Genomic DNA, 24,136 nt, shown 5'->3' with positions numbered 1-24,136 from the left:
ATCTTTACCGTTGGCGCGAGCGCGAGGGCGCTAAATAGATATCCACCGCGCCACACACCCTGCCCCGTTCGGGCGCACGCCACGCACCAGCACGCCCGGCAAGCCCTCACTTGGTGCAGTGCAACCGACCAGTGCAGCCCATGGCCCACATAACAAGGCAGCGCAGCCAATAGGCACAGCCTTTGCAAATGCTCTGGCAACGCCCCTATCCGCCCCCTGAAAATATTGAGTTCTGGAGACCGCACCATGAAGCGTCGCAGCTTGATCAAGGCTTTCACTCTGTCGGCATCCATTGCCGCCATGGGCCTGACCTGGACCGTCCAGGCCGCCGAGACCATCAAGGTCGGCATCCTGCACTCGCTGTCCGGGACCATGGCCATCTCCGAAACGTCCCTCAAGGACATGGCGCTGATGACCATCGACGAGATCAACGCCAAGGGCGGGGTGAACGGCAAGATGCTCGAAGCGGTGGTGGTCGACCCGGCCTCCAACTGGCCGCTGTTCGCCGAAAAGGGCCGGCAGTTGCTGACCCAGGACAAGGTCGCGGTGGTGTTCGGCTGCTGGACCTCGGTGTCGCGTAAATCGGTGCTGCCGGTGTTCGAAGAACTCAACGGCCTGTTGTTCTACCCGGTGCAATACGAAGGCGAGGAAATGTCGCCCAACGTGTTCTACACCGGCGCCGCGCCGAACCAGCAGGCGATCCCGGCAGTGGAATACCTGATGAGCGAAGAAGGCGGCAGCGCCAAGCGCTTCTTCCTGCTGGGCACCGACTACGTGTACCCGCGCACCACCAACAAAATCCTGCGCGCGTTCCTGCATTCCAAAGGCGTAGCCGACAAGGACATCGAAGAGGTCTACACCCCGTTCGGCCATAGCGATTACCAGACCATCGTGGCCAACATCAAAAAATTCTCGGCGGGTGGCAAGACCGCCGTGGTGTCCACCGTCAATGGTGACTCCAACGTGCCGTTCTACAAGGAACTGGCCAACCAGGGCCTGAAGGCGACCGAGGTGCCTGTGGTGGCGTTCTCGGTAGGCGAGGAAGAACTGCGCGGCATCGACACCAAACCGCTGGTGGGCAACCTGGCGGCGTGGAACTACTTCCAGTCGGTAGAGAACCCGGTCAACGCCAAGTTCGTCGCCGACTGGAAAGCCTACGCCAAGGCGAAAAACCTGCCGGGTGCCGACAAGGCCGTGACCAACGACCCGATGGAAGCCACCTACGTCGGCATCCATATGTGGGCGCAGGCGGTGGAGAAAGCCAAGTCCACCGACGTCGACAAAGTGCGTGAAGCCCTGGCCGGCCAGACCTTCGCCGCGCCGTCGGGCTACACCCTGACCATGGACAAGACCAACCACCACCTGCACAAGCCGGTGATGATTGGCGAGATCCAGTCCGACGGCCAGTTCTCGGTGGTGTGGCAGACCGAAGGGCCGATCCGCGCCCAGCCGTGGAGCCCGTACATCCCTGGCAATGACAAGAAGCCGGATCACGCGGTCAAGAGCAACTAAGCCCCAACCCACGAGCCCGCCCCCTGTAGGAGCTGGCTTGTCGGCGATAGCAGCGTGTCAGTGACAGATGAATCGACTGACACACCGCAATCGCCGGCAAGCCGGCTCCTACAGGGGGTAGGTGTTCACCCCGTCCGCGCATGTTCAGGACAATTTGTTATGCCCACTGCCCTCCACCGCCTCCTCCTGGCCTGCCTGCTGTTGCTGCCCCTGGCCGCACACGCCGGCGATGCCGAAGATTTCCTCGCCGCCAACCCGAGCCAACAGGCCAAGCTGTTGCAGGACTGGGCCGCCCAGCCTGACCCTGCGCGTATCGAGTTGGTCAACGCCCTGCAACAAGGCCAACTCACGGTCAACGGCGAAGCCAAGACCGTGCGCCTGAACAACCGCCTGCGCGGCCTGATCGACAACGTGCAAGCCAGCCAGCAACTGCTCGCCGCCGATCCCAAGGTGCGCCTCGCCGCCGCCCGAACCCTGCAAAAAAGCGCGCAACCGGCGCAGCTGAAATTCCTCGACCAGCAGCTCGCCAGCGAAACCCATGACCCGGTGCACAGCGCCCTGAGCCTGGCCCTGGCCAACCTGCAACTGGTCGACACCGACCCGGCCGTGCGCCTGGCTGCCGTGCGCCTGCTCGGCAGCACCGGCGACCCGCTGGCCCGCACGCGCCTGGAGGCCCTGCTGGCGCCCGGCGTGGAAGCCGACGCCGCAGTACACACCGCGGCCGAAACCAGCCTGGCCCAGGTCAAGCGCAAGCTGCTGGTGGGCGAGATCCTCGGGCAAGCCTTCAGCGGTATGTCCCTGGGCTCGATCCTGTTGCTGGCGGCCCTGGGCCTGGCGATCACCTTCGGCCTGCTCGGGGTGATCAACATGGCCCACGGCGAGATGTTGATGCTCGGTGCCTACTCCACCTATGTGGTGCAGTTGCTGATGCAGCGCTATGTGCCTCAGGCCATCGAGTTCTACCCGCTGATCGCGCTGCCGGTGGCGTTTTTTGTCACCGCCGGCATCGGCATGGCCCTGGAGCGCACGGTGATCCGTCACCTCTACGGCCGCCCACTGGAAACCCTGCTGGCCACCTGGGGCATCAGCCTGATGCTGATCCAACTGGTACGCCTGCTGTTCGGCGCACAGAACGTCGAAGTGGCCAACCCGGCCTGGCTGTCGGGCGGGATCCAGGTACTGCCCAACCTGGTGTTGCCATACAACCGCATCGTCATCATCGGCTTTGCCCTGTGCGTGGTGGTGCTGACCTGGCTGCTGCTGAACAAGACCCGCCTGGGCCTCAACGTGCGCGCCGTCACCCAGAACCGCAACATGGCCGCCTGCTGCGGCGTGCCCACCGGGCGTGTGGACATGCTCGCCTTTGGCCTCGGCTCGGGCATCGCCGGCTTAGGCGGCGTGGCCCTGAGCCAGATCGGCAACGTCGGCCCGGACCTGGGCCAGAGTTACATCATCGACTCGTTCCTGGTGGTGGTGCTCGGTGGCGTCGGCCAACTGGCCGGCAGCGTCATGGCCGCCTTTGGCCTGGGCATCGCCAACAAAATTCTTGAACCGCAGATCGGTGCCGTACTCGGCAAGATCCTGATCCTCGCGCTGATCATTCTGTTTATCCAGAAACGCCCGCAAGGACTCTTCGCACTGAAAGGACGGGTGATCGACTGATGAACCAGCCATTGATGCTCACGGCCGCGCAAAAGGCCGGCCCCAAGGTGACGATTGCAGTGGGCGCGGTGATCCTCGCCGTGCTGCTGGCGTTGCCGCTGCTGTCGCTGCTGCCGGCCGATAACGCATTGCATGTCTCGGCCTACACCCTGACGCTGGTGGGCAAGATCCTCTGCTACGCCATCGTCGCCCTGGCCCTGGACCTGGTGTGGGGCTACGCCGGCATGCTGTCCCTGGGCCACGGCCTGTTCTTTGCCCTTGGCGGCTACGCCATGGGCATGTACCTGATGCGCCAGGCCGCCGGCAGCGAGTTGCCGGCGTTCATGACCTTCCTGTCGTGGACCGAACTGCCGTGGTATTGGCTCGGCACCCAGCACTTCCTCTGGGCCCTGTGCCTGGTGGTGTTGGCGCCGGGTTTGCTGGCGCTGGTGTTCGGCTTCTTTGCCTTCCGCTCACGGATCAAGGGCGTGTATTTCTCGATCATGACCCAGGCCCTGACCTTTGCCGGGATGCTCTTGTTTTTCCGCAACGAGACCGGCTTTGGCGGCAATAACGGCTTTACCAACTTCCGTAGCATCCTGGGGTTTGGCATCACCGAGCCGGGCACCCGCGCGGTGCTGTTCCTGGCCACGGTGCTGCTGTTGGTGGGCAGCCTGTTTATCGGCTGGCGCCTGGCCCGGAGCAAGTTCGGCCGGGTGCTGACGGCCCTGCGCGACGCGGAGAACCGCCTGATGTTCTGCGGCTACGACCCGCGGGGCTTCAAGCTGTTTGTGTGGGTGTTGAGCGCGGTGCTGTGTGGCCTGGCCGGTGCGTTGTACGTGCCGCAGGTGGGCATCATCAACCCCAGCGAAATGTCGCCGACCAACTCCATCGAGGCCGCCGTGTGGGTGGCCCTGGGCGGGCGCGGCACCCTGATCGGCCCGCTGCTGGGTGCCGGCGTGGTCAACGGCATGAAGAGCTGGTTCACCGTGGCCTTCCCGGAGTACTGGCTGTTCTTCCTGGGGGCGCTGTTCATCATCGTCACGCTGTACCTGCCCAAGGGCATCATCGGCCTGCTGAAGAAAAGGGGCGAACAATGAGAGTCACGGCAACCGACCAGTTCATGCTCGAACCGATCATCGAACCGAACCGCGATCAGGGCACCAGCCGCGACGCCATCGGCCTCGGCCAGGCCGCCGGCAAGGGCCTCAATACCCGCCACGGCACGATCCTGACCCTGGAAGACATCAGCGTCAGCTTCGATGGCTTCAAGGCCCTCAACGACCTCAACCTGTATATCGGCGTCGGCGAGCTGCGCTGCATCATCGGCCCCAACGGCGCGGGCAAGACCACCCTGATGGACGTGATCACCGGCAAGACCCGCCCCAGCCACGGCAAGGCCTGGTTCGGCGAAACCCTGGACCTGACGCGCATGAGCGAAGTGCAGATCGCCCAGGCCGGCATTGGCCGCAAGTTCCAGAAACCCACGGTGTTCGAGGCCCTGAGCGTGTTCGAGAACCTGGAGCTGGCGCAGAAGACCGACAAGTCCGTGTGGGCCAGCCTGCGGGCGCGCCTGAGCGGTGAACAGAAGGACCGCATCGATGAAGTGCTCGACACCATTCGCCTGACGACTTCGGTACAGCGCCCGGCGGGTTTACTGTCCCACGGCCAGAAGCAGTTTTTGGAAATCGGCATGCTGCTGATGCAAGACCCACAACTGTTGCTGCTCGATGAACCGGTGGCCGGCATGACCGACGCCGAGACCGAGTTCACCGCCGAGTTGTTCAAGCGCCTGGCGGGCAAGCATTCGCTGATGGTGGTGGAGCACGACATGGGCTTTGTCGGCTCGATTGCCGACCATGTGACGGTGCTGCACCAGGGCAGCGTGCTGGCGGAGGGGTCGCTGGAGCAGGTGCAGGAAAACGAGCGGGTGATCGAGGTGTACCTCGGTCGCTAAGCCTGATGCAATCCGCGTTATGTAGGAGCTGGCTGGCCAGCGATAGCCAGGGTGACTGACACAGCGCCATCGCAGGCAAGCCGGCTCCCACAGGGGAATTGAGGAGATTTTGAACATGCTGCAAGTCGACAAATTGCACCAGTACTACGGCGGCAGCCACATCCTGCGCGGCCTTTCGTTCGACGTGAAAGTCGGCGAAGTCACCTGCCTGCTCGGCCGTAACGGCGTGGGCAAGACCACCCTGCTCAAATGCCTGATGGGCCTGCTGCCCGCCAAGGAAGGCGCGGTGAACTGGGAAGGCAAGGCCATCACCGGGTTCAAGCCGCACCAGCGCGTGCACGCCGGTATCGCCTATGTGCCCCAGGGCCGCGAGATTTTCGGGCGGCTGACGGTGGAAGAAAACCTGCTGATGGGCCTGTCGCGTTTTCCCGGCAGCGAAGCCAAGCAAGTCCCGGCGTTTATCTACGAACTGTTCCCGGTGTTGCTGCAAATGAAGCATCGGCGCGGCGGCGACTTGTCCGGTGGTCAGCAACAGCAGTTGGCAATTGGCCGTGCGCTGGCCAGCCGTCCGCGCCTGTTGATCCTCGATGAGCCCACCGAAGGCATCCAGCCCTCGGTGATCAAGGAGATCGGCGCGGTGATCAAGAAGCTCGCAGAACGCGGCGACATGGCGATTTTGCTGGTGGAGCAGTTCTACGACTTCGCCGCCGAACTGGCCGATCAATACCTGGTGATGTCGCGGGGGGAAATCGTCCAGCAGGGCCGCGGAGAAAATATGGAGGCCGAGGGTGTACGCGGCCTGGTTACCATCTAATCTGTAGCGTCTCGTTGATAAGCCCTGACCATGACCGTTCCTGCCCCCACCGCTCTGTTCACCCCCAGTTGGCACGCCGCGCTGGAGTTGGGTTATGCACGCTTTGGCGCCAGCACGCGCCCGGTGCTGCGCCGCCACCTGGGCCCGCTGCGGGTGCAAAAGCACCTGTATGCCGAAGGCCCCGAGGTGTGCCAGCACATCATCGTGCACCCGCCGGGCGGGATTGCCGGGGGCGATCGCCTGGAGATCACCGCCCACCTGGCTGAGGGCGCGTGGGCGCAACTGACCAGCCCCGGCGCCGCCAAGTGGTACCGTGCCAGCGGGCCGGCCTACCAGCAGGTGGCCTTGACAGTCGAGGCCGGCGCCACCCTGGAGTGGCTGCCCCAGGAAACCATCGTGTTCAGTGCGGCCCAGGCCGAACTCAGCACCCGCATCGACCTGCACGGCGACGCCCGGCTGTTGTACTGGGACGTGGTGGCGCTGGGGCGCCCGGCCAGCGGCGAACGTTTCGACCGTGGGCACTTCCAGTCGCACCTGGATATCCGTCGCGACGGCCAGTTGCTCTGGCATGAACGCCAACGCATCGTCGGCGACGACGGCCTGCTCGACTCGCCGATTGGCCTGGACGGCCAGCCGGTGTTCGCCACCTTGCTGGTGACCGGTGACATCGATACCGAACTGCTTGAACAATGCCGAGCGCTGCCCCATGCAGTGCGTGGCGACCTGACCCAACTGCCGGGTTTGCTGGTGGCGCGCTGCCTGGCCAGCGAGACGTTACTGGCGCGGGCCTGGTTGATTGATTTATGGCGGCTGTTGCGCCCGGCGCTGCTGGGGCGTGAGGCCATACCACCAAGAATTTGGAACACATGAGATCAAAATGTGGGAGCGGGCTTGCTCGCGAATGCGGTGGGTCAGTAATGGATATGTTGACTGATACACCGCATTCGCGAGCAAGCCCGCTCCCACATTGGACCTGTGTTGTTAATAATTGTTTTTCAAAACGGACTGCTGACCATGGACCTGACCCCAAGGGAAAAAGACAAGCTGCTGATCTTCACCGCAGGCCTGGTGGCCGAGCGCCGCCTGGCGCGTGGGGTGAAACTCAATTACCCGGAAACCATCGCCTACATCTCCGCGGCCCTGCTCGAAGGCGCGCGCGACGGGCGCACCGTGGCCGACCTGATGCACTTTGGCACCACCCTGCTCAGCCGCGAGCAAGTGATGGAAGGCATCCCGGAGATGATCCCGGACATCCAGGTCGAAGCCACCTTCCCCGACGGCACCAAACTGGTGACCGTCCACCAACCCATCGCCTGAGGCCCGGCCATGTCCTTGCTGATTCGTGACGCGGTGCACGGCGATCTGCCGGCGATCCGCGATATCTACAACGATGCCGTGCTCAACACCACGGCCATCTGGAACGATCAACCAGTGGACCTGGGCAATCGCCAGGCCTGGTTCAGCGCACGCCAGGCGCAGTTTTATCCGATCCTGGTGGCGGTGGAGGCCGAGCAGGTGCTCGGCTATGCCTCGTTCGGCGACTGGCGGCCCTTCGACGGCTTTCGCCACACCGTCGAGCATTCGGTGTACGTGCGCAACGACCAACGCGGCAAAGGCCTGGGCCCGCTGCTGATGCAGGCCCTGATCGAACGCGCCCGGGCGTGCGACAAACACGTGATGGTTGCCGCCATCGAAAGCGGCAACCAGGCCTCGATCCGCCTGCACGAACGCCTGGGCTTTGGCATCACCGGGCAGATGGCCCAGGTGGGCACCAAGTTTGGCCGCTGGCTGGACCTGACCTTTATGCAACTGCTGCTCAAACCCGGCGCCCAGCCGCCGGCGGTCCACAAGGAGTAACACCGATGAATGCTGCCCAACTGCGTCGAGTCAATGCTGAAAGTTTTGCCCATTACCGCCTGGGTTTGATTGAGCTGTTGCTGGACGCGGTGAAGCATGGCGCTTCGGTAGGTTTCATGGCCGATTTCGATGATGCCCAGGCCCGCACCTATTTGAGCGGTGTGCAGGCGAGTATCGAGGAGGGCAGCCTGCTGCTCTGGGTAGTGGTGCGCGACGAGCAAGTGATCGCCAGTGTGCAATTGGCGTTGTGCCTCAAAGCCAACGGCCTCAACCGCGCCGAAGTGCAAAAACTGCTGGTGCACAGCAGCGCCCGCCGCCATGGCCTGGGCCAGCAACTGATGAGCGCTCTGGAACTCGCCGCGCGCCAGCACAAACGCGGCCTGCTGTACCTGGACACCGAGGCCGGCTCCGGTGCCGAAGCCTTCTACCAGGCGCTGCGCTACACAAAAATCGGCGAGTTGCCGGATTACTGCCAAAGCCCGGACGGGCACTACAGCCCGACCGCCATCTACTTCAAGACCCTGGGGCAACCTGCATGATTCCTGGTGAATATCAGATCCAGCCTGGTGCAATCGAACTCAACGTGGGCCGCCGCACGGTCACCCTGAACGTGGCCAACAGCGGCGACCGTCCGATCCAGGTGGGTTCCCATTACCATTTTTTCGAGACCAATGACGCGCTGACCTTTGACCGCGCCCTCAGCCGCGGCATGCGCCTGAACATCCCGGCGGGCACGGCGGTGCGCTTTGAACCGGGGCAGAGTCGCGAGGTGGAGTTAGTGGAGCTGGCAGGGTTGCGCCGGGTGTTCGGGTTTGCCGGGAAGATCATGGGTGATCTTTAGGGCCTCATCGCAGGCAAGCCAGCTCCCACATGGGAATGCACTTCAAATGTAGGAGCTGGCTTGCCGGCGATAGCGGTTTCACATTCAACACATATTTTCCAGGGTTCACACACATGAAAATCAGCCGCCAAGCCTACGCCGACATGTACGGCCCCACCGTCGGTGACAAGGTCCGCCTCGCCGACACCGAACTGTTCATCGAAGTGGAGCAGGACTTCACGGTTTATGGCGAAGAAGTGAAGTTCGGCGGCGGCAAAGTCATCCGCGATGGCCAGGGCCAAAGCCAACTGCTCGCCCGTGAAGTGGTGGATACGCTGATCACCAACGCGCTGATCATCGACCACTGGGGCATCGTCAAGGCCGACGTTGGCTTGAAGAATGGCCGCATCCACGCCATTGGCAAGGCCGGTAACCCGGACATCCAGCCCGGCGTGACCATGGCCATCGGCGCCAGCACCGAAGTGATCGCCGGTGAAGGCATGATCCTCACCGCCGGCGGCATCGACTCACATGTGCATTTCATCTGCCCGCAGCAGATCGAAGAGGCGCTGACCAGCGGCGTCACCACCATGATCGGCGGCGGCACCGGCCCGGCCACCGGCACCAATGCCACCACCTGTACTTCAGGCCCGTGGCACCTGGCGCGCATGCTGCAAGCCAGCGACTCATTCCCGATGAACATCGGCTTTACCGGCAAGGGCAATGCCAGCCTGCCCGAGCCGCTGATCGAGCAGGTCAAGGCCGGCGCCATCGGTTTGAAGCTGCACGAAGACTGGGGCACCACGCCCGCCAGCATCGACAACTGCCTGAGCGTGGCCGATGAGTACGATGTGCAGGTGGCGATCCACAGCGACACGCTCAACGAGTCGGGCTTCGTCGAAACCACCCTCGCCGCGCTCAAGGGGCGCACCATCCACACCTATCACACCGAGGGTGCCGGTGGCGGCCACGCGCCGGACATCATCAAGGCCTGCGGTTTCCCTAACGTACTGCCCAGCTCCACCAACCCGACGCGGCCGTTCACCCGCAACACCATCGACGAGCACTTGGACATGTTGATGGTCTGCCATCACCTGGACCCGAGCATTGCCGAAGACGTGGCGTTCGCCGAAAGCCGCATCCGCCGCGAAACCATCGCCGCTGAAGATATCCTGCACGACCTTGGCGCCTTCTCGATGATCAGCTCCGACAGCCAGGCCATGGGCCGCGTGGGCGAAGTGATCACACGCACCTGGCAAACCGCCGACAAGATGAAGAAACAACGCGGGCCACTGCCTGGCGACGGCGCGGGCAACGACAACTTCCGCGCCAAGCGCTACATCGCCAAGTACACCATCAACCCGGCGATCACCCACGGCATCAGCCATGAAGTGGGCTCCATCGAAGTCGGCAAATGGGCCGACCTGGTGTTGTGGCGCCCGGCGTTCTTCGGCATCAAGCCCACCCTGATCCTCAAGGGCGGGGCGATTGCGTCCAGCCTGATGGGCGATGCCAATGCGTCAATCCCCACCCCGCAGCCGGTGCACTACCGCCCGATGTTCGCCAGCTTCGGCAGCTCGCTGCACGCCACCAGCCTGACGTTTATCAGCCAGGCGGCGCTGGCAGAGGGCCTGCCGCAGGCCTTGGGCCTGAAGAAGCAGATCGCGGTGGTCAAGGGTTGCCGCCAGGTGCAAAAGAGCGACTTGATCCACAACGACTACCTGCCAGACATCGAGGTCGATCCGCAGACCTACCAGGTCAAGGCCGATGGCCAGCTGTTGTGGTGCGAGCCGGCGGACGTGCTGCCGATGGCCCAGCGTTACTTCCTGTTCTGACCGTTCATCGGCAGGCACCTGCTGTGCCAGTGAAGCCGGGAGACGTTGGCGCTACGATGCGCGACGTTTGTTCACTGTCTTGCACTTGGGAACCTGGCTATGCGCCTATCCGAATTCATCGTGTTGCATGCCGACCGAATCGTCGATGAATGGGAACAGTTTGCCGAAACCCTGACCCCGGCCGCCGAAACCCTGAACCGCGCGCAACTGCGCGACCACGCCCGTTCGATCCTGCTGGCCGCCGCGCGGGACATGAACACCCGCCAGAGCGCCAGCGAACAGGCGGCCAAGGCCAAGGGCGAAGGCCCGGAAAAAACCCCGAGCCTGGACGAAGCGGCCGCCAGCCATGGCGAACTGCGCCATACCGTGGGTTTTGACCTGGTGCAGATGACCTCCGAGTTCCGTCACCTGCGCGCCTGTGTGATTCGCCTGTGGGTCAATAGCCTGGAATCGCCGGACCTGGGCTATTTCCAGGACATGATCCGCTTCAACGAAGCCATCGACGAAGCCCTGGCCGAATCCACGGCGGCCTACGCCGAGCAGGTCAATCGCTCGCGGGATATTTTCCTCGCCATCCTCGGCCACGACCTGCGCGCACCCTTGCAGGCGGTGAAGATGTCCACCGAGATGTTGTTGCGCAAAGCCCCATTGGACGGCAACGGCTTGAGCCTGCTGGGCAATATCCAAAATGGTGCGCGGCACATGGAGGCGATGGTCAGCGACCTGTTGGAGTTTGTTCGCAGCCGACTGGGCAGCAGCCTGCCTATCGAGCCCAAGCCGATGAACCTGGCCGATGCTGCCAAAGAGGCCATCAATGAAGCGTGCGCAGGCCGCCCGGACTGCCGGGTTCACCTGCACATCGACGGGGAAACCCAAGGGCTGTGGGATCGCGGGCGCATTGATCAACTGTTGCAGAACCTGATCGGCAATGCATTGCAGCACGGCCTCAACAGCCAGGCGGTGACCCTGAGCCTGGACGGCACGCCCGACAGCGTGGAACTGCGCATGCACAACTACGGCCAGCCGATTCCCCAGGCGGCGCTGGGCACCGTGTTCGACCCGCTGGTACGCAGCGCCAACGAAGAGCTGGGCAGCAACTCGACCAGCCTCGGGCTGGGCTTGTTTATCGTCAAGGAAGTGGTGCAGGCCCATGGGGGCACGATTGAAGTGACGTCCAGCGAGGCGGCGGGCACCACGTTTACCGTAGTGCTGCCGCGCCAGTAGACACCACCGATCCCCTGTAGGAGCTGTCGAGCTTTAGCGAGGCGGCGATGGCGGTGGGTCAGGCAGCATCAATGCTGGTAATGCCGCCGCCATCGCCGCCTCGCCGGGGCTCGACAGCTCCTACATTTTTTTTGCGATGTGGCGCAAATCTATGCCCGCCAACGATCCCCTGTAGGAGCTGTCGAGCTTTAGCGAGGCGGCGATGGCGGTGGGTCAGGCAGCATCAATGCTGGCAATGCCGCCGCCATCGCAGCCTCGCCAGGGCTCGACAGCTCCTACATTTCTTTTGCGATGTGGCGAAAATTTTTGCCCGGCAACGATCCCCTGTAGGAGCTGTCGAGCTTTAGCGAGGCGGCGATAGCGGTGGGTCAGGCAGCATCAATGCTGGTAATGCCGCCGCCATCGCTGGCAAGCCAGCTCCTACAGGGTTTTGCTGATTTCCCACACAGGGCGGTTAGCGGCCCCAGGTTTCCCGTGGATCAAAATTGGCCTTTTGCGCCAGTTCCTGCCACAGCGCCTTGACCTCATCGTCACTGCTTTTGGGCATCACGGCCTTGAGCTGCACAAACAGGTACCCGCGCTGCCCGGCCTTGTTCAGCAAGCCATGGCCCTTGGCCCGCATGCGCTGGCCGTTCTGGCTGCCGGCCGGGACCTTGAGGTTGATCTTGCCAGTCAGGGTCGGCACTGCGACTTCCGCGCCCAAAGCCAATTCCCACGGTGCCAGCGGCAAGGTAATCACCAGGTTTTCGCCTTCGACCTCGAACTTCGGGTGCGGCGCAAAGCGGATGATCAGGTACAAGTCGCCATTGGCGCCGCCACCGATCCCCGGAGCACCCTGGCCCTTGAGGCGAATGCGCTCGCCATCGGCCACACCGGCCGGAATCTTCACGTTCAGGCTCTTGGTGGTGTTGCTGACGTGCTGGCCCGCCGCATTGTATTGCGGCACCTGGAAGCTGATCGCCTTGGGCTCGGTGGACAGGGTCTCCTCCAGGAACACCGGCAACTCCATCTCCACATCCTGGCCGCGCCGCCCGGGGCTGCGCCCCTGGGCGCCGCCAAAGCCGTTGCCACGCGAGCCGAAGATCGAGCTGAAGAAGTCCGAAAACTCGCCCGTATCCTGGCCACCGCCAAACCCGCCACGGCTCTGCCAACCTGGCGGCCCCTGGAAGGGCTGACCGTGCTGGCCATAGCGGCGCAATTCATCGTACTCGGCGCGCTTGTCGGCACTTTTCAGCGCTTCATAGGCTTCCGAGGCGTCCTTGAACTTCTCTTCCGCGTCCTTTTCCTTGCTGACGTCGGGATGATACTTACGGGCCAGCTTGCGATAAGCGGCCTTGATCTGCTTGTCATCGGCCGTCGGCTCGACACCAAGAATCTTGTAATAGTCTTTGAAATCCATGGGGGCATCACCATCCGTTATCGAGATCGCACAGTCGGGCCCTGCCTGCCTGGGCATTGCGGGGCGATTCGAGGTGCGTCAGAAAAATATCGGCGGCTTGCAGGACAAACTTGATCCTTTCGACAGCCACCAACCGTATGCACAGGAGTTGGGGGCAAGGAGCCGACCTTTCAAGGTAACAAGTCTGCTGTATTTAGCGGATAGTCGGCCTACGCATCTGCACGCGAGTGACATACACTGCGCGGCCGTTTTTTAACCGGAACCTGTTAGACATGAACAACACCTCTCCAGCCCGTGCCTGCGGCATCGACTTCGGCACGTCCAACTCCACTGTCGGCTGGATCCGTCCCGGCATGGAAACGCTTATCGCGCTGGAGGACGACAAGATCACCCTGCCGTCGGTGGTGTTCTTCAACTTCGAAGAACGCCGCCCGGTGTACGGCCGCCTGGCGCTGCACGAGTACCTGGAAGGCTACGAAGGCCGCCTGATGCGTTCGCTCAAGAGCCTGTTGGGCTCCAAGCTGATCAAGCACGACACCAGCGTGCTGGGCACGGCCATGCCGTTCAAGGACCTGCTGGGGCTGTTTATCGGCCAGCTCAAGAACCGCGCCGAAGCCACTGCCGGCCGTGAGTTCGAAGAAGTGGTACTGGGCCGCCCGGTATTTTTCGTCGACGACGACCCGATGGCCGACAAAGAGGCCGAAGACACCCTGGTGGACGTGGCCCGCAAGCTCGGCTTCAAGGAAGTCTCGTTCCAGTACGAGCCGATCGCCGCAGCCTTCGACTACGAATCCACCATTGAACAAGAAGAGTTGGTCCTGATTGTCGACATCGGCGGCGGTACCTCCGACTTCTCCCTGGTGCGCCTGTCGCCCGAGCGGCGCAAGCACGACAACCGCCACGACGACATCCTCGCCACCGGCGGCGTGCATATCGGCGGTACCGACTTCGACAAACAGCTCTCGCTGGCCGGCATGATGCCGCTGTTCGGCTACGGCAGCCGCATGAAAAGCGGGGCCTACATGCCCACCAGCCACCATATGAACCTGGCCACCTGGCACACCATCAACTCGGTGTACTCGCAAAAATCCCAGCTGGCCCTGGGCAGCATGCGCTACGACATCGAAGACACCGGCGGCATCGACCGCCTGTTCAAGCTGATCGAGCAGCGCGCCGGCCACTGGCTGGCGATGGAAGTGGAAGAAACCAAGATCCACCTCACCCACGACGACAGCCGCCACGTGCCGCTGGACCGGGTAGAACCGGGCCTGAGCGTGGAACTGAGCCGCGCCCTGTTCGAATCGTCCATCGACAACCTGCTGGAACGGGTGCGCAACAGCGTGACCCAACTGCTCGACGACGCCTCGGTGGACGTGGCCCAGGTCGACACGGTGTTCTTCACCGGCGGCTCCAGCGGCATCCCGGCCCTGCGCCACAGCATTTCGGCGATGCTGCCCAATGCCCGGCACGTGGAAGGCAACATCTTCGGCAGCATCGGCAGCGGGTTGGCGATCGAGGCAAGCAAGCGTTATGGCTACTGAGTATTAGCTGAAACCGCGGCGCGCCCTTTCGCGAGCAAGCCCGCCCCCACATTTGGACCGCATTCCCAAGGCGGAACCCGGTCGAAATGTGGGAGCGGGCTTGCCCGCGATAAGGCCAGCCTAGACGCCCTCAATCTTCAGACCATCCCACCCAGCTTCAACTCACTCTTCAAATACGCATAATAAATCGGCCCTGCCACCACCCCAGGCAGGCCGAATGCGGCTTCAAACACCAGCATCGCCAACAACAACTCCCACGACTTGGCGCTGATCTGCCCGCCGACGATGCGGGCATTGAGGAAGTACTCGACCTTGTGGATCACGATCAGGTAGCCCAGCGCCGCCACCGCCACCCAAATCGACATCGACAACGCGACGATGGTGATCAGGGTGTTGGACATCAGGTTGCCGATCACCGGCAGCAGGCCCAGCAGGAAGGTGAGGACGATCAGGGTCTTGGTCAGCGGCAGGTGGATCCCCGCCAGCGGCAGCACCACCGCAAGGAAGATCCCGGTGAAGATGGTGTTGAGCGCAGCGATTTTGATTTGCGCAAAGACAATGTTGCGAAAAGCCTGGACCAGCAGGTGCAGGCGGTCGAACAACGCGGCGGCCAGGGGTTTGCGCTTGGTCAGGTCGGGGACCCGTTGTAGGGCGATGATGGCGCCCAGGACCATGCCGATCAGCAGAGTCACGAACATATGCGCCGCGTCCTTGCCCACCAGCTGCAGTTCGCTCAGGTGCTTGCTCAGCCATTCACCGATAGCCACGCGAAACTCGGCGGCGCTGGCCGGCAGGTAGGCGTCGAGGAACGGCGGCAACTGGCCGCGCGCGCGGTCGACCACGCCCATGAATTTATCGAGGGAAGCCCCGGGGTTTTCCGCTTCGTGCAGCAAAAAGCTGATGGCACCGGCAAAAATCAGGGTCAGCACGCTGACAATCACGGTGCCGAGCAATGCCACCGCCAGCCAGCGCGCGCGCCGGCCTTCGATCAGGCGTTGCAGCTGTGGGGTGAGCATGTTGACCAGTTCGAAAACCAGCAGGCCGGCCAACAGGCTGGGCAGCAGTTTTAACGGTAGGACCAGCAACAAGCCGCCGAAAATGATGATGTAGCTGGCCAGCAACAACACATGACGCTGAGAAAACGTTGGCATACAGCCTCTAAACGAACGGCGTTAAAGGATGGGCAGTCTGCCAGCCTTGGGGCAATCAAGCGAGAAGTCTGATGGCGGTGAACGCCATCAACTGTGGGAGCGGGCTTGCCCGCGATGGCGCTGGCTGGCTGACACACCGCAATCGCGGGCAAGCCCGCCCCCACAGGGGTATTTAAGCGGGTCAGCCTTTAAGGCAGGTGCTCATAAAGGTTTTACGCGCATCGCCGGCCAGCGCCTTGGTTTTTGCCGTCGCGTTACAGTCCTTCATTTTTTGCTGCTGCGGGGTCAGGGTCTTGGCGTCATTGGCGGCCGGGGCCGAGAGGCAGGTTTTCATGAAGGCCTTGCGCTCGTCGCCCTTCAAGGTCTTGGTGGAGGCTTCGGCGTTGCAGGTGGTCATTTTGTTTTGCTGGGCAGTGGCCGCAAACCCTTGGGAACAGAGCAGCAGACCGATCATCAACAACGGAATACGCAACATCTTCATGGAGTTTTCTCCCTGTTACCACGCCGAGGGGCGCGGCCTCCCCTGCAGTGTAGACAAAGCCTGTTACACCTTCACCTGCTACGTAAGTTCGTTCGTCGATACTGCTCCGGCGTACAGCCGGCCTGGCGCTGGAACATCGCAATAAACGCCGAGGCGGTGCTGTAGCCCAGGTCAAACGCCACTTCCTGGACGCTGCGCGTGTTTTCCAGGGCCTCGATGGCCGCCAGAAAGCGCAGGCGCTGGCGCCATTCGCCAAAGCTCATGCCCAGTTCGCGCACAAATTGCCGGGCCAGGGTGCGCTCGCTGACGTGTACCTGCTGCGCCCATAGCGCCAGCGCGCGGTTGTCCCCGGGATCAGCCTGCATGCCTTCAAGCACGCTGAGCAGGCCGGGGCTGCTGGCATACGGCAGGAAACAATCATGCACCGGCGCCTGGCGCAGTTGGTCCACCAGCACCTGGGCCAGGCGCACGTCGGCTTCGTTGGCCGGGATATTCACGTCGCGCTCGGCAAAATCACTGAGGATGGCCTTGAGGATGTTGCTGATGGTCAGGGTGCAGGGCTGCGTGGGCAATTGCTCGCACAGGGACGGCGCCAGGTACACCGAGCGGTAGATAATTGCCTGGGCGTTGTAGGAACTGTGCTGGGTGTTGGGCGGGATCCACACCGCATATTGCGGCGGCGACATAAACCGGTTGCCGCCCACTTCAAAGCGCATCACGCCGCGGGCCGAGTAGTCCAGGGAGCCCCAGGCATGCTGGTGGCTGGAGGCGCGGCTGTCGGCGGCAAATTCCGAGTAGCGAAAGTACACCGGGGCCGGTAGCACGTCGAAATCGGGCAGGTTGATGTAGGTCTTCGGCATATTGTCTGGATACAGAGGCGGCTTGTCTGGATCGAAGTATAGGCTTCGATCCAGACAAAGGATAATCACCCCTCACTAACGTTCCTGGTTCCTTGCAATGCAATACGCTTATCCGCTGCTGGCCATCTTTATCTGGGCTGGTAATACCGTGGTCAACAAACTCGCCGTGGGCTCGATTTTCCCGGCCGAGATCGGTTTTTATCGCTGGCTGCTGGCCGCCATCCTGTTTACCCCGTTCATGCTCAAGCCAGTCATTGCCAACTGGGCGCTGATCCGCCCCAACTTGGGCAAGATCGCCGTGCTCGGCGTGCTCGGCATGGCGGTCTACCAGAGCCTGGCGTACTACGCCGCCAGCCTGACCAGCGCCACCAATATGGGGATCATCCTGTCGCTGATGCCATTGATGGCCCTGACTGCGGCGATTATCAGCCTCGGCCAGCGCCTGACCTTCGGCGCCCTGACCGGGGCGGTGCTGTCGTTTGCCGGGGTGGTGGTGGTGGTGTCGGCCGGCAGCCTCGGCGCGCTGCTGCAACACGGGGTTAACCTGGGCGACGCGATGATGCTGGTGGCCACCCTGGCCTATGCGATCTACAGCACCCTGCTGAAAAAATGGCAATTGCGCCTACCGCCCCTGGTGTTGCTGTATTTGCAGGTGCTGGTGGCGGTGGTGGTGCTGTTTCCGCTGTTCCTGGCCTCGGACAAGGTCGGCCTGGGCCCGTCGAATATTGGCCTGGTGGTGTACGCCTGCCTGTTGGCATCGATGATTGCGCCGCTTTCGTGGATGCATTCGGTCAAAAACCTGGGGCCGAGCCGGACCACGCTGTTTTTCAATTTGCTGCCGCTGATCACGGCGCTGATTGCAGCGGTGGTGCTCAAGGAGCAGTTGGCGCTGTATCACTTGGTGGGGGGTGTGTTGACCTTGGGCGGGGTGATTTTGTCGGAGCGCTGGACCACGCCGGTAAGGCGTTAAAGCCCGGCCGCCTTCAACCGCTGCGCATGTTCGACAAACAGGCGGATCGGCTCGGCACCCTTGCCCACCAGGCCCAGTGACTGGTTGACGATATCGAAATGGTCCAGCGCATAGTCATCGCCAATCACCGTGCCCAGGTGTGAGCTGTAACGCCCGACCATGCCGTCGCACTGGCCTTTCTCCTTGACGAAGGTGCGCGCAAACAGCCGGCAACTGCGGTTGGTGCCGTCCAGCAGGTTGCGCCCGCGATCGGTCTTGCCCGGCTGCAAGGTGCCGGACCAGGAGTAATAACGCACTCCGCCCACTTCTTCGGCGCCCTGCCCGCCCCAGGTGTCTGGCAGGCCTTGGGGGTATTGACGATTGAACAGCGCCACACCCGCGCTGGTCAGCGATTGATGGGAGGCGTGGATATCCGCCGCAAAACGCGGGCCGCGATAGCCGGTTTCGAGCAGGCCCATCACCACGCCCACCAGGCGCAACAGCGCACTCATGATCCGGCCCTTGGCGCTGTCGGTCGGATAGTGGGTGTGCAGGTAGTCCGCCAATTCCGAACCGTGATTGGGCCCGGCCACCGAGGTCACCGAGGCCACCCATTCCGGGCGTTTGGCCGCCGCGTAACGGGCGGTGAGCGAGCCCTGGCTATGGCCGATCAGGTTGACCTTGTCGGCACCGGTCTGGCGGCGAATCTGCTCGATCTGCACCAGCAACTGCTCGCCGCGTACCTCGCTGGAGTTGAGCGGCGCCACCTGCACCGCAAACACTTGCGCCCCGCCCGCACGCAAGGCCGGGACGATGCCGTACCAATACGGGTACAGCAGCAGCCGCACAAACCCGAGCATGCCCGGCACCAAAACCAGGGGATAACGTGTAGCCAATGTCTGCGGCATGGGGGCAAACGTCCTTCAAAGGGGCGATTGAGCTGATCCTAGACCAGCCCTGCGGCAATCGATATGACACCCGGCAACATCCGATAAAACTTTTTGCGCCGCGCAGCACTCACAACTTTGAGCGATCACACCCCGAGAGTGTGGCGCAAAACCGGATATCGCCCTGAGGAGATTGAAATGACCGACATGCATTTGTCTGACGTAAGCACCCTTCGCGAACGCGCGCGCAAGAATGTGGAAAACGGCGCAGTGACCGAAGGCTACAGCGCCGACCGCGAAGAGATCCTGCGCCTGCTCAACGAGTCACTGGCCACCGAACTGGTCTGTGTGTTGCGCTACAAGCGCCACTACTTCATGGCCAGCGGCCTGAAAGCCAGCGTGGCCGCCGATGAGTTCCTGGAGCACGCCAACCAGGAACTGGAACACGCCGACAAACTGGCCGAACGTATCGTACAGCTGGGCGGCGAACCAGAGTTCAACCCGGACCTGCTGTCCAAGCTGTCCCACGCACAGTACGTGGCCGGCAAGACCTTGAAGGACATGGTCTACGAAGACCTGGTGGCCGAGCGCATCGCGGTGGACAGCTATCGCGAGATCATCCAGTACATCGGCGAGAAAGACCCGACCACCCGCCGGATCTTTGAAGACATCCTGGCCCAGGAAGAAGAGCACGCCGACGATATGGCGGACATTCTCAAAGACCTGTAAGCCTGCCAGCAGCACTCACTAATGCGGGAGCGGGCTTGCTCGCGAATGCGGTAGATCAGTGATGGATATGTTGACTGATACACCGCATTCGCGAGCAAGCCCGCTCCCACAGTTAGCCTTTCACCGTCTTCGGCGCCTTGCCTTCCCGCATCTGCTGCAACAGCGGCACGCACTGGTTGGGCTCATCCCCGCTCGGCGCCACCAGTGCCAGCAGGCCTGCCGCAGGTGCAACGATCACACCCAGCGCCACCATCCCCGCGCCACGCAGCAATAGCGGCACTGCCTTGACTCCGGCATTGGGCTTGATGAACGGCCCGTTGACGTACAAGGGCGAACGCAGCGAAAACAGGCGAAAGCCCTTGGACTCTGGGGTGATTGTCAGGTCCAGTTGTTCGCTGGCCATGTTCGCGGTGCCGTCGATGTAGATGATCGCGTTCTCGGTATCGAACACAAACAACCGACTGGTGGCCAGGCCGGTCTTGATGCCGAAGTCCGCCGCCGCGCAGTTGATCTTCACTTCCTTGTCGCCAAACATCTTGCCGACCACATAGTTACCGACGTTCAGCCCGGCGATTTCCATCAGGCCTCGGCTGATGGCACCGTCGTTGATGAGCATTTTCAGATCGCCATTGGCACTGCCCAACAAAGCCGCCACCGAGTTGCCGCGCCCGGCGATATCCGCATCGCCGTTTAGCTCGCCAAAGCTGGTCTTCATCGGTTCAAAGGTGGGGAACAGTTGCTTGAGCTTGAAGTTGCGCGCCGTCAGTTTCGCCCGGCCTTCCAGCGGGGTAATGCGGCCATTGAGGCGAATCTGTGCATCGAGCTTGCCGCCCGCCACGCCGAAACGCAGGGGTTCGAGGCTCAATTGGCCGTCGTTGAGCACCAGGTGCGTGTAGAGGTCGGTAAAGGGCAGTTCGGCGCTGTGGACAATGCGCTTGCCGGTGAACTCGACATCGGCGTCCATATCGCGCCAGCGCTCGGTGCGAAACTCCTCCACCGGCAGCACCTTGGTCGCCGGTTGCTTGCTTTCACCGCCACGGGCCTTTTGCTTGGCGTTGGAGTCAGCACCGATCAGCGGCGCCAGGTCGGCCAGCAGCAGTTGGTTGGACACCAGTGCGCCACTGAGCTTTGGCCGTGGCTGGCTGGCGACATAGGCCAGGTCGCCGTGGATGTCGCTGTTGCCGATCTTGCCGTTGAAGTTTTCATAGCGGAACGACGCACCGCCCGCCTCATGCAACTTGGCGATCAGGCGCCCATCGGTGGAATAGGCCGGCGAGTCCGGCAGGGTCACGCCGGTCAGTGGGTAAAGGTTGCCCAGGCTGGTGCCAGACAGTTTCAGGCGCAGGTCCAGGGCGCCGAGGTTCAGTGGGTCGGTCAGGGTGCCGGCCAGGGCGATGCTGGTATCACCGACCTTCGCCTGGGCCTGCAGGGGGAACGGCTTGGCGGCGTCTTGCAGGGCCAGCAGCCCGCCGATCTTGCCGCTGCCGGCGAGTTTCTGGCCGTGGTACTGGCCGCTGACCTTGAGGCCAAACGCATAGTCCTGGGGTGTGGCGCCCTGCTCCAGGGCTTTTTTTGCATCGCGCTCGCCGACGATTTCGCTGAACGCAATCGGCTTGCCCAGGGGGTCGATCAGCACATCGAGACGGGTCTTGAGGGTCTGGTCGTCGAGGGTCACGTGGCCCTTGTCGAAGCCGATGGCGCCGATATCCACCACCCAACTGGACGGTTCGGCATTCGGGTCCTTGGGATCAAAGGTGAAGGTCCAGTTGGCGCGGCCATCGGCCAGGCGCTGCAATTGGGCACTCGGCTCGGTCAGGTCGATGCGCGGGATCACCACGCGCTGGGCCAGCAGAGCCAAGGGTGAGATGCGCAGTTCAACGCGCTTGAGGGTGACCATCTGCGGCTGTTTCGACCACTCGGGGTTGCCCAGGCTCAGGTCTTCGGCCACCACATGGGGCCACGGCACCCAGGCGCGCCAACCGCCCTCGTCCGGCTCGCGCTGCCAGACCACCGCCAGGTTGCCATTGATGGCAAAGGCGCGATGCAGCTCTTCGGAGACCTTGGCATTGAGTTGCGGCTTGATCCGGTTCCAATCGAAGAACACCAGGATCAGTACCACAGCGGCGATTAACAGAACGAAGCAGGCACTGCTCCAGGCGAGAATTTTACGAGTGCGCGTCATTGCACAGGGCTCCTGATTACGACTGCGCGTGCCACTGGCAACGCGCGCAAGGACTAAAGCTTATATGGCTACGACTGGCAAATGGCCTGGGGGTTTAACCGCAGATGGCAATTAGCGCTGAAAAGCGCTTTTTCTGACTAATCCGACAGCTTCTTTCATCAACGACGCACCGTTGTTACCCACGCCCGTGTCGAAAATACCCACCCCGGTGCAAAAGCGCGTGCTTGAGAGGCGCGATCTAGAGCCTCGGCGCAGAACAATCAATTCTGTTGATTATTACCATTGTGTTTATGAACTTTTATATCGAGATATCGAGAGTAGCATTAGCCCTGTACCCACTTTATCGCCCTCCCAAGGAGCAACTCATCATGAAACGCCAATTACTGCTCAGTGTTGCACTCTCTGTCCTGGCCACCAGCGCTTTTGCCCTGCCGGCTGCCGAACAAGCCATCCCGCAAGCCAAGGCTGACGCCACGCACATCGGTCAGACCGTTGCCGAAGGTGGTCGCGATCGCCTGGAACAAAAAGGCCTGGTTGAAGGTGGCTCGGACCGTCTGCAAAAACGCGAATTCGTCGCCGAAGGTGGCCGTGATCGCCTGGAACAAAAAGGCCTGGTTGAAGGTGGCTCGGACCGCCTGCAACAACGCGAATTCGTCGCCGAGGGCGGTTCCGACCGTCTGGATGACATGCATAAAGCTACGAGCTAAGCCTGTGCTGGCCCTGAAAAAAGCCCGATCCCCAGAGATCGGGCTTTGACTTTGTGGGATCTGCGCCACCTTTGTCCCGTTACAAGTTCGACGCAGGCAAAGTTGATTTGCTAGAGTGCGTCGCTGTCCTTGTCTACAAAGCCCACCCGCCAATGCTGCCCCGCGCCGAACAGAAGCAACAGACCCGCCTTGCCTTGATGGACGCAGCCCGCCATCTGATGGAGGGTGGCCGAGGGTTTGGCAGCCTGAGCCTGCGCGAAGTGGCCAAGAGCGCTGGCATCGTGCCCACCGGCTTTTACCGACACTTTGCCGATATGGACCAATTGGGCCTGGTGCTCGTCAGTGAGGTCGGCCAGACCTTCCGTGCCACCATCCGCCTGGTACGCCACAACGAATTCGTCATGGGCGGCATCATCGATGCCTCGGTACGGATCTTTCTCGATGTAGTGGCGGCCAACCGTTCACAATTCCTGTTCCTCGCCCGCGAGCAATACGGCGGTTGCCTGGCCGTGCGCCAAGCCATCGGCGCCTTGCGCGAAGATATCACCTCGGACCTGGCAGCCGACCTGACGCTGATGCCCAAGCTGCAGCACCTGGATGCCGACGGTTTGCATGTGATGGCCGACCTGATCGTCAAGAGCGTGTTCGCCACCCTGCCCGACATTATCGACCCGCCCGCCGCGGCCTTGCCGGCGCACCTCACGCCCCAGGCCAAGATCACCCAGCAACTGCGCTTTATCTTTATCGGCCTCAAGCACTGGCAAGGCCTGGGCAGCACCGAATAGGCCGGTCAGCGCAGCGCCTGGAAACGCTTGGCGGTGGTGTAGTTTTTCTTCCAATAGCTGTTGGCCAGTGAGTCGATGCGGATGCTCTTGCCCTTGCGCGGCGAATGAATGAACTTGCCCTCGCCCACATACAGGCCGACATGGCTGACCTGGTTGCGTCCATTGGCCCTGAAAAACACCGCATCGCCCGGTTGCAGCGCGTCACGCTTGATCGTCGCCGCCGTTGACCGGTGCATCGCCGCTGTGGTGCGCGGGATGACAATGTTGGCCTCGGTCTTGAACAGATAGACCAGCAAGCCGCTGCAATCGAACCCCTGGTCCTGAGAGCTGCCGCCCCATTTGTAGGCGGTGCCGAGCAATTGGTGGGCGCGGTCGACTACATTCTCGATGCTCGGCTGCGGCACGGCCTGTAGCGAGGCACTGAAGGGGGCCAGTGAGGTGTGGCGTTTGTTGAAGTTGGCCGAAGCCGATGACGTGACGCCAAACAGGCCGACCATCACTACACATAAAAATGACTTGAACATGATAAACAACGCAGTGGATTAAACACGGGGTGCAATCCTAGTGAAGCGATGCGAAGCAAGATGAACGGCAAATCCAAGATGGTCGTAGGACAAATCCCAAATCACCCCTAGCTATAAATAGCCCCGGCCAAATCGCCCAATTCAGGTGCCATCGCCCCCTACGGCGCACCAAAATAGACCACTCCAACCTCCTGCCACCGCCCCGTTTAGTGGCGCAATGCCCAGAACCTACGGCTATTTCCTACGCTAAGCGTGGTTGGCAAGCCCCTTGCTCTAGCCTG

24 protein-coding genes are annotated in these 24,136 nt (G+C 62.3%); 17 read left to right on the top strand and 7 right to left on the bottom strand.

The window, feature by feature from the left end:
- Positions 1 to 246: 246 nt before the first annotated feature.
- From urtA to ACO77H_RS02760, 12 genes are all read left to right on the top strand, one after another.
- Positions 247 to 1,512, top strand: coding sequence for an urea ABC transporter substrate-binding protein (gene urtA, locus ACO77H_RS02815; RefSeq protein ID WP_169952098.1), 1,266 nt, complete (start codon positions 247 to 249; stop codon positions 1,510 to 1,512).
- A 159-nt stretch (positions 1,513 to 1,671) separates the two neighbouring features.
- Positions 1,672 to 3,174 carry an urea ABC transporter permease subunit UrtB gene (gene urtB, locus ACO77H_RS02810; protein ID WP_172312610.1) on the top strand — a complete coding sequence of 501 codons (1,503 nt, stop codon included), beginning with the start codon at positions 1,672 to 1,674 and terminating at the stop codon, positions 3,172 to 3,174.
- Positions 3,174 to 4,253, top strand: a complete 1,080-nt coding sequence (gene urtC, locus ACO77H_RS02805; protein ID WP_170058621.1) for an urea ABC transporter permease subunit UrtC — start codon at positions 3,174 to 3,176, stop codon at positions 4,251 to 4,253. Before urtB ends, urtC begins: the two co-directional genes overlap by 1 nt.
- Positions 4,250 to 5,110, top strand: a complete 861-nt coding sequence (urtD, locus tag ACO77H_RS02800) for an urea ABC transporter ATP-binding protein UrtD (RefSeq protein WP_407073408.1) — start codon at positions 4,250 to 4,252, stop codon at positions 5,108 to 5,110. The genes urtC and urtD overlap by 4 nt, the downstream gene beginning before the upstream one ends.
- A 115-nt stretch (positions 5,111 to 5,225) precedes the next feature.
- Positions 5,226 to 5,924, top strand: a complete 699-nt coding sequence (gene urtE, locus ACO77H_RS02795; protein ID WP_029297740.1) for an urea ABC transporter ATP-binding subunit UrtE — start codon at positions 5,226 to 5,228, stop codon at positions 5,922 to 5,924.
- Between the two features lie 30 nt (positions 5,925 to 5,954).
- Complete coding sequence (locus tag ACO77H_RS02790) at positions 5,955 to 6,794, top strand: urease accessory protein UreD (protein WP_170042501.1); 840 nt, start codon at positions 5,955 to 5,957, stop codon at positions 6,792 to 6,794.
- 144 nt (positions 6,795 to 6,938) lie between these two features.
- Positions 6,939 to 7,241: an urease subunit gamma gene (locus tag ACO77H_RS02785; protein WP_032862374.1), complete on the top strand. Its 303-nt coding sequence runs from the start codon at positions 6,939 to 6,941 to the stop codon at positions 7,239 to 7,241.
- Between the two features lie 9 nt (positions 7,242 to 7,250).
- Positions 7,251 to 7,781, top strand: coding sequence for a GNAT family N-acetyltransferase (locus ACO77H_RS02780; protein WP_432754970.1), 531 nt, complete (start codon positions 7,251 to 7,253; stop codon positions 7,779 to 7,781).
- 5 nt (positions 7,782 to 7,786) lie between these two features.
- Positions 7,787 to 8,320, top strand: coding sequence for a GNAT family N-acetyltransferase (locus ACO77H_RS02775; protein WP_169952110.1), 534 nt, complete (start codon positions 7,787 to 7,789; stop codon positions 8,318 to 8,320).
- Positions 8,317 to 8,622, top strand: coding sequence for an urease subunit beta (locus tag ACO77H_RS02770; RefSeq protein ID WP_169952112.1), 306 nt, complete (start codon positions 8,317 to 8,319; stop codon positions 8,620 to 8,622). The genes ACO77H_RS02775 and ACO77H_RS02770 overlap by 4 nt, the downstream gene beginning before the upstream one ends.
- 113 nt (positions 8,623 to 8,735) lie before the next feature.
- Positions 8,736 to 10,436 carry an urease subunit alpha gene (gene ureC, locus ACO77H_RS02765; protein ID WP_432754969.1) on the top strand — a complete coding sequence of 567 codons (1,701 nt, stop codon included), beginning with the start codon at positions 8,736 to 8,738 and terminating at the stop codon, positions 10,434 to 10,436.
- A gap of 99 nt (positions 10,437 to 10,535) precedes the next feature.
- Positions 10,536 to 11,660 carry a sensor histidine kinase gene (locus tag ACO77H_RS02760; protein ID WP_432754968.1) on the top strand — a complete coding sequence of 375 codons (1,125 nt, stop codon included), beginning with the start codon at positions 10,536 to 10,538 and terminating at the stop codon, positions 11,658 to 11,660.
- Positions 11,661 to 12,114: 454 nt separating this feature from the next.
- On the opposite strand, the gene ACO77H_RS02755 is transcribed toward ACO77H_RS02760, so the two are convergent.
- Positions 12,115 to 13,059, bottom strand: coding sequence for a DnaJ C-terminal domain-containing protein (locus tag ACO77H_RS02755; RefSeq protein WP_169952118.1), 945 nt, complete (start codon positions 13,057 to 13,059; stop codon positions 12,115 to 12,117).
- 272 nt (positions 13,060 to 13,331) lie between these two features.
- On the opposite strand from ACO77H_RS02755, the gene ACO77H_RS02750 reads away from it, so the two are divergent.
- A complete protein-coding gene (locus tag ACO77H_RS02750; RefSeq protein WP_169952120.1) occupies positions 13,332 to 14,600 on the top strand; it encodes an Hsp70 family protein in 1,269 nt (422 codons plus the stop codon).
- Between the two features lie 137 nt (positions 14,601 to 14,737).
- On the opposite strand, the gene ACO77H_RS02745 is transcribed toward ACO77H_RS02750, so the two are convergent.
- The 3 genes from ACO77H_RS02745 to ACO77H_RS02735 all read right to left on the bottom strand — a co-directional run bounded on the left by ACO77H_RS02745 (position 14,738) and on the right by ACO77H_RS02735 (position 17,092).
- Entirely contained in the window at positions 14,738 to 15,751 is a 1,014-nt protein-coding gene (locus ACO77H_RS02745; RefSeq protein ID WP_169952122.1) for an AI-2E family transporter, read from the bottom strand.
- Positions 15,752 to 15,932: 181 nt separating this feature from the next.
- Entirely contained in the window at positions 15,933 to 16,232 is a 300-nt protein-coding gene (locus ACO77H_RS02740) for a PsiF family protein (protein ID WP_169952124.1), read from the bottom strand.
- 71 nt (positions 16,233 to 16,303) lie between these two features.
- Positions 16,304 to 17,092 carry an AraC family transcriptional regulator gene (locus ACO77H_RS02735; protein ID WP_169952126.1) on the bottom strand — a complete coding sequence of 263 codons (789 nt, stop codon included), beginning with the start codon at positions 17,090 to 17,092 and terminating at the stop codon, positions 16,304 to 16,306.
- A gap of 97 nt (positions 17,093 to 17,189) precedes the next feature.
- Between ACO77H_RS02735 and ACO77H_RS02730 the strand changes: the two genes are divergently transcribed.
- The gene (locus ACO77H_RS02730) at positions 17,190 to 18,062 is read left to right on the top strand and encodes a DMT family transporter (RefSeq protein ID WP_169952128.1); all 873 of its coding nucleotides are present in this window, start codon (positions 17,190 to 17,192) and stop codon (positions 18,060 to 18,062) included.
- Here ACO77H_RS02730 and ACO77H_RS02725 read toward each other — a convergent pair.
- The gene (locus ACO77H_RS02725; RefSeq protein ID WP_432754967.1) at positions 18,059 to 18,949 is read right to left on the bottom strand and encodes an esterase/lipase family protein; all 891 of its coding nucleotides are present in this window, start codon (positions 18,947 to 18,949) and stop codon (positions 18,059 to 18,061) included. The two genes, ACO77H_RS02730 and ACO77H_RS02725, sit on opposite strands and share 4 nt — an antisense overlap.
- A 177-nt stretch (positions 18,950 to 19,126) precedes the next feature.
- On the opposite strand from ACO77H_RS02725, the gene ACO77H_RS02720 reads away from it, so the two are divergent.
- Positions 19,127 to 19,657: a ferritin-like domain-containing protein gene (locus ACO77H_RS02720; protein ID WP_169952132.1), complete on the top strand. Its 531-nt coding sequence runs from the start codon at positions 19,127 to 19,129 to the stop codon at positions 19,655 to 19,657.
- Positions 19,658 to 19,769: 112 nt separating this feature from the next.
- On the opposite strand, the gene ACO77H_RS02715 is transcribed toward ACO77H_RS02720, so the two are convergent.
- A complete protein-coding gene (locus ACO77H_RS02715; protein WP_172312604.1) occupies positions 19,770 to 21,839 on the bottom strand; it encodes an AsmA family protein in 2,070 nt (689 codons plus the stop codon).
- 368 nt (positions 21,840 to 22,207) lie between these two features.
- Here ACO77H_RS02715 and ACO77H_RS02710 point away from each other — a divergent pair, with 368 nt between their 5' ends.
- On the top strand, positions 22,208 to 22,546 hold the full coding sequence (locus ACO77H_RS02710; RefSeq protein ID WP_170058617.1) for a hypothetical protein: 339 nt from the start codon (positions 22,208 to 22,210) through the stop codon (positions 22,544 to 22,546).
- A 152-nt stretch (positions 22,547 to 22,698) separates the two neighbouring features.
- On the top strand, positions 22,699 to 23,331 hold the full coding sequence (locus tag ACO77H_RS02705) for a TetR family transcriptional regulator (protein ID WP_076961541.1): 633 nt from the start codon (positions 22,699 to 22,701) through the stop codon (positions 23,329 to 23,331).
- A gap of 5 nt (positions 23,332 to 23,336) precedes the next feature.
- On the opposite strand, the gene ACO77H_RS02700 is transcribed toward ACO77H_RS02705, so the two are convergent.
- Complete coding sequence (locus ACO77H_RS02700; protein ID WP_169952138.1) at positions 23,337 to 23,855, bottom strand: C40 family peptidase; 519 nt, start codon at positions 23,853 to 23,855, stop codon at positions 23,337 to 23,339.
- Between the last annotated feature and the right edge of the window lie 281 nt (positions 23,856 to 24,136).

The organism is Pseudomonas sp. WMBT8 (assembly GCF_050916005.1).
Classification (GTDB): Bacteria; Pseudomonadota; Gammaproteobacteria; order Pseudomonadales; family Pseudomonadaceae; genus Aquipseudomonas.
The sequence above is the reverse complement of the archived record's forward strand: the minus strand, read 5'-3'. Positions and strand labels throughout refer to the sequence as shown.

What these genes read in the sequence shown, in the direction of transcription:
- urtA (WP_169952098.1), top strand. Translation starts at nt 247, where the DNA reads ATGAAGCGTCGCAGCTTGATCAAGGCTTTCACTCTGTCGGCATCCATT.
- urtB (WP_172312610.1), top strand. Translation starts at nt 1,672, where the DNA reads ATGCCCACTGCCCTCCACCGCCTCCTCCTGGCCTGCCTGCTGTTGCTG.
- urtC (WP_170058621.1), top strand. Translation starts at nt 3,174, where the DNA reads ATGAACCAGCCATTGATGCTCACGGCCGCGCAAAAGGCCGGCCCCAAG.
- urtD (WP_407073408.1), top strand. Translation starts at nt 4,250, where the DNA reads ATGAGAGTCACGGCAACCGACCAGTTCATGCTCGAACCGATCATCGAA.
- urtE (WP_029297740.1), top strand. Translation starts at nt 5,226, where the DNA reads ATGCTGCAAGTCGACAAATTGCACCAGTACTACGGCGGCAGCCACATC.
- ACO77H_RS02790 (WP_170042501.1), top strand. Translation starts at nt 5,955, where the DNA reads ATGACCGTTCCTGCCCCCACCGCTCTGTTCACCCCCAGTTGGCACGCC.
- ACO77H_RS02785 (WP_032862374.1), top strand. Translation starts at nt 6,939, where the DNA reads ATGGACCTGACCCCAAGGGAAAAAGACAAGCTGCTGATCTTCACCGCA.
- ACO77H_RS02780 (WP_432754970.1), top strand. Translation starts at nt 7,251, where the DNA reads ATGTCCTTGCTGATTCGTGACGCGGTGCACGGCGATCTGCCGGCGATC.
- ACO77H_RS02775 (WP_169952110.1), top strand. Translation starts at nt 7,787, where the DNA reads ATGAATGCTGCCCAACTGCGTCGAGTCAATGCTGAAAGTTTTGCCCAT.
- ACO77H_RS02770 (WP_169952112.1), top strand. Translation starts at nt 8,317, where the DNA reads ATGATTCCTGGTGAATATCAGATCCAGCCTGGTGCAATCGAACTCAAC.
- ureC (WP_432754969.1), top strand. Translation starts at nt 8,736, where the DNA reads ATGAAAATCAGCCGCCAAGCCTACGCCGACATGTACGGCCCCACCGTC.
- ACO77H_RS02760 (WP_432754968.1), top strand. Translation starts at nt 10,536, where the DNA reads ATGCGCCTATCCGAATTCATCGTGTTGCATGCCGACCGAATCGTCGAT.
- ACO77H_RS02755 (WP_169952118.1), bottom strand. Translation starts at nt 13,059, where the DNA reads ATGGATTTCAAAGACTATTACAAGATTCTTGGTGTCGAGCCGACGGCC.
- ACO77H_RS02750 (WP_169952120.1), top strand. Translation starts at nt 13,332, where the DNA reads ATGAACAACACCTCTCCAGCCCGTGCCTGCGGCATCGACTTCGGCACG.
- ACO77H_RS02745 (WP_169952122.1), bottom strand. Translation starts at nt 15,751, where the DNA reads ATGCCAACGTTTTCTCAGCGTCATGTGTTGTTGCTGGCCAGCTACATC.
- ACO77H_RS02740 (WP_169952124.1), bottom strand. Translation starts at nt 16,232, where the DNA reads ATGAAGATGTTGCGTATTCCGTTGTTGATGATCGGTCTGCTGCTCTGT.
- ACO77H_RS02735 (WP_169952126.1), bottom strand. Translation starts at nt 17,092, where the DNA reads ATGCCGAAGACCTACATCAACCTGCCCGATTTCGACGTGCTACCGGCC.
- ACO77H_RS02730 (WP_169952128.1), top strand. Translation starts at nt 17,190, where the DNA reads ATGCAATACGCTTATCCGCTGCTGGCCATCTTTATCTGGGCTGGTAAT.
- ACO77H_RS02725 (WP_432754967.1), bottom strand. Translation starts at nt 18,949, where the DNA reads ATGCCGCAGACATTGGCTACACGTTATCCCCTGGTTTTGGTGCCGGGC.
- ACO77H_RS02720 (WP_169952132.1), top strand. Translation starts at nt 19,127, where the DNA reads ATGACCGACATGCATTTGTCTGACGTAAGCACCCTTCGCGAACGCGCG.
- ACO77H_RS02715 (WP_172312604.1), bottom strand. Translation starts at nt 21,839, where the DNA reads ATGACGCGCACTCGTAAAATTCTCGCCTGGAGCAGTGCCTGCTTCGTT.
- ACO77H_RS02710 (WP_170058617.1), top strand. Translation starts at nt 22,208, where the DNA reads ATGAAACGCCAATTACTGCTCAGTGTTGCACTCTCTGTCCTGGCCACC.
- ACO77H_RS02705 (WP_076961541.1), top strand. Translation starts at nt 22,699, where the DNA reads ATGCTGCCCCGCGCCGAACAGAAGCAACAGACCCGCCTTGCCTTGATG.
- ACO77H_RS02700 (WP_169952138.1), bottom strand. Translation starts at nt 23,855, where the DNA reads ATGTTCAAGTCATTTTTATGTGTAGTGATGGTCGGCCTGTTTGGCGTC.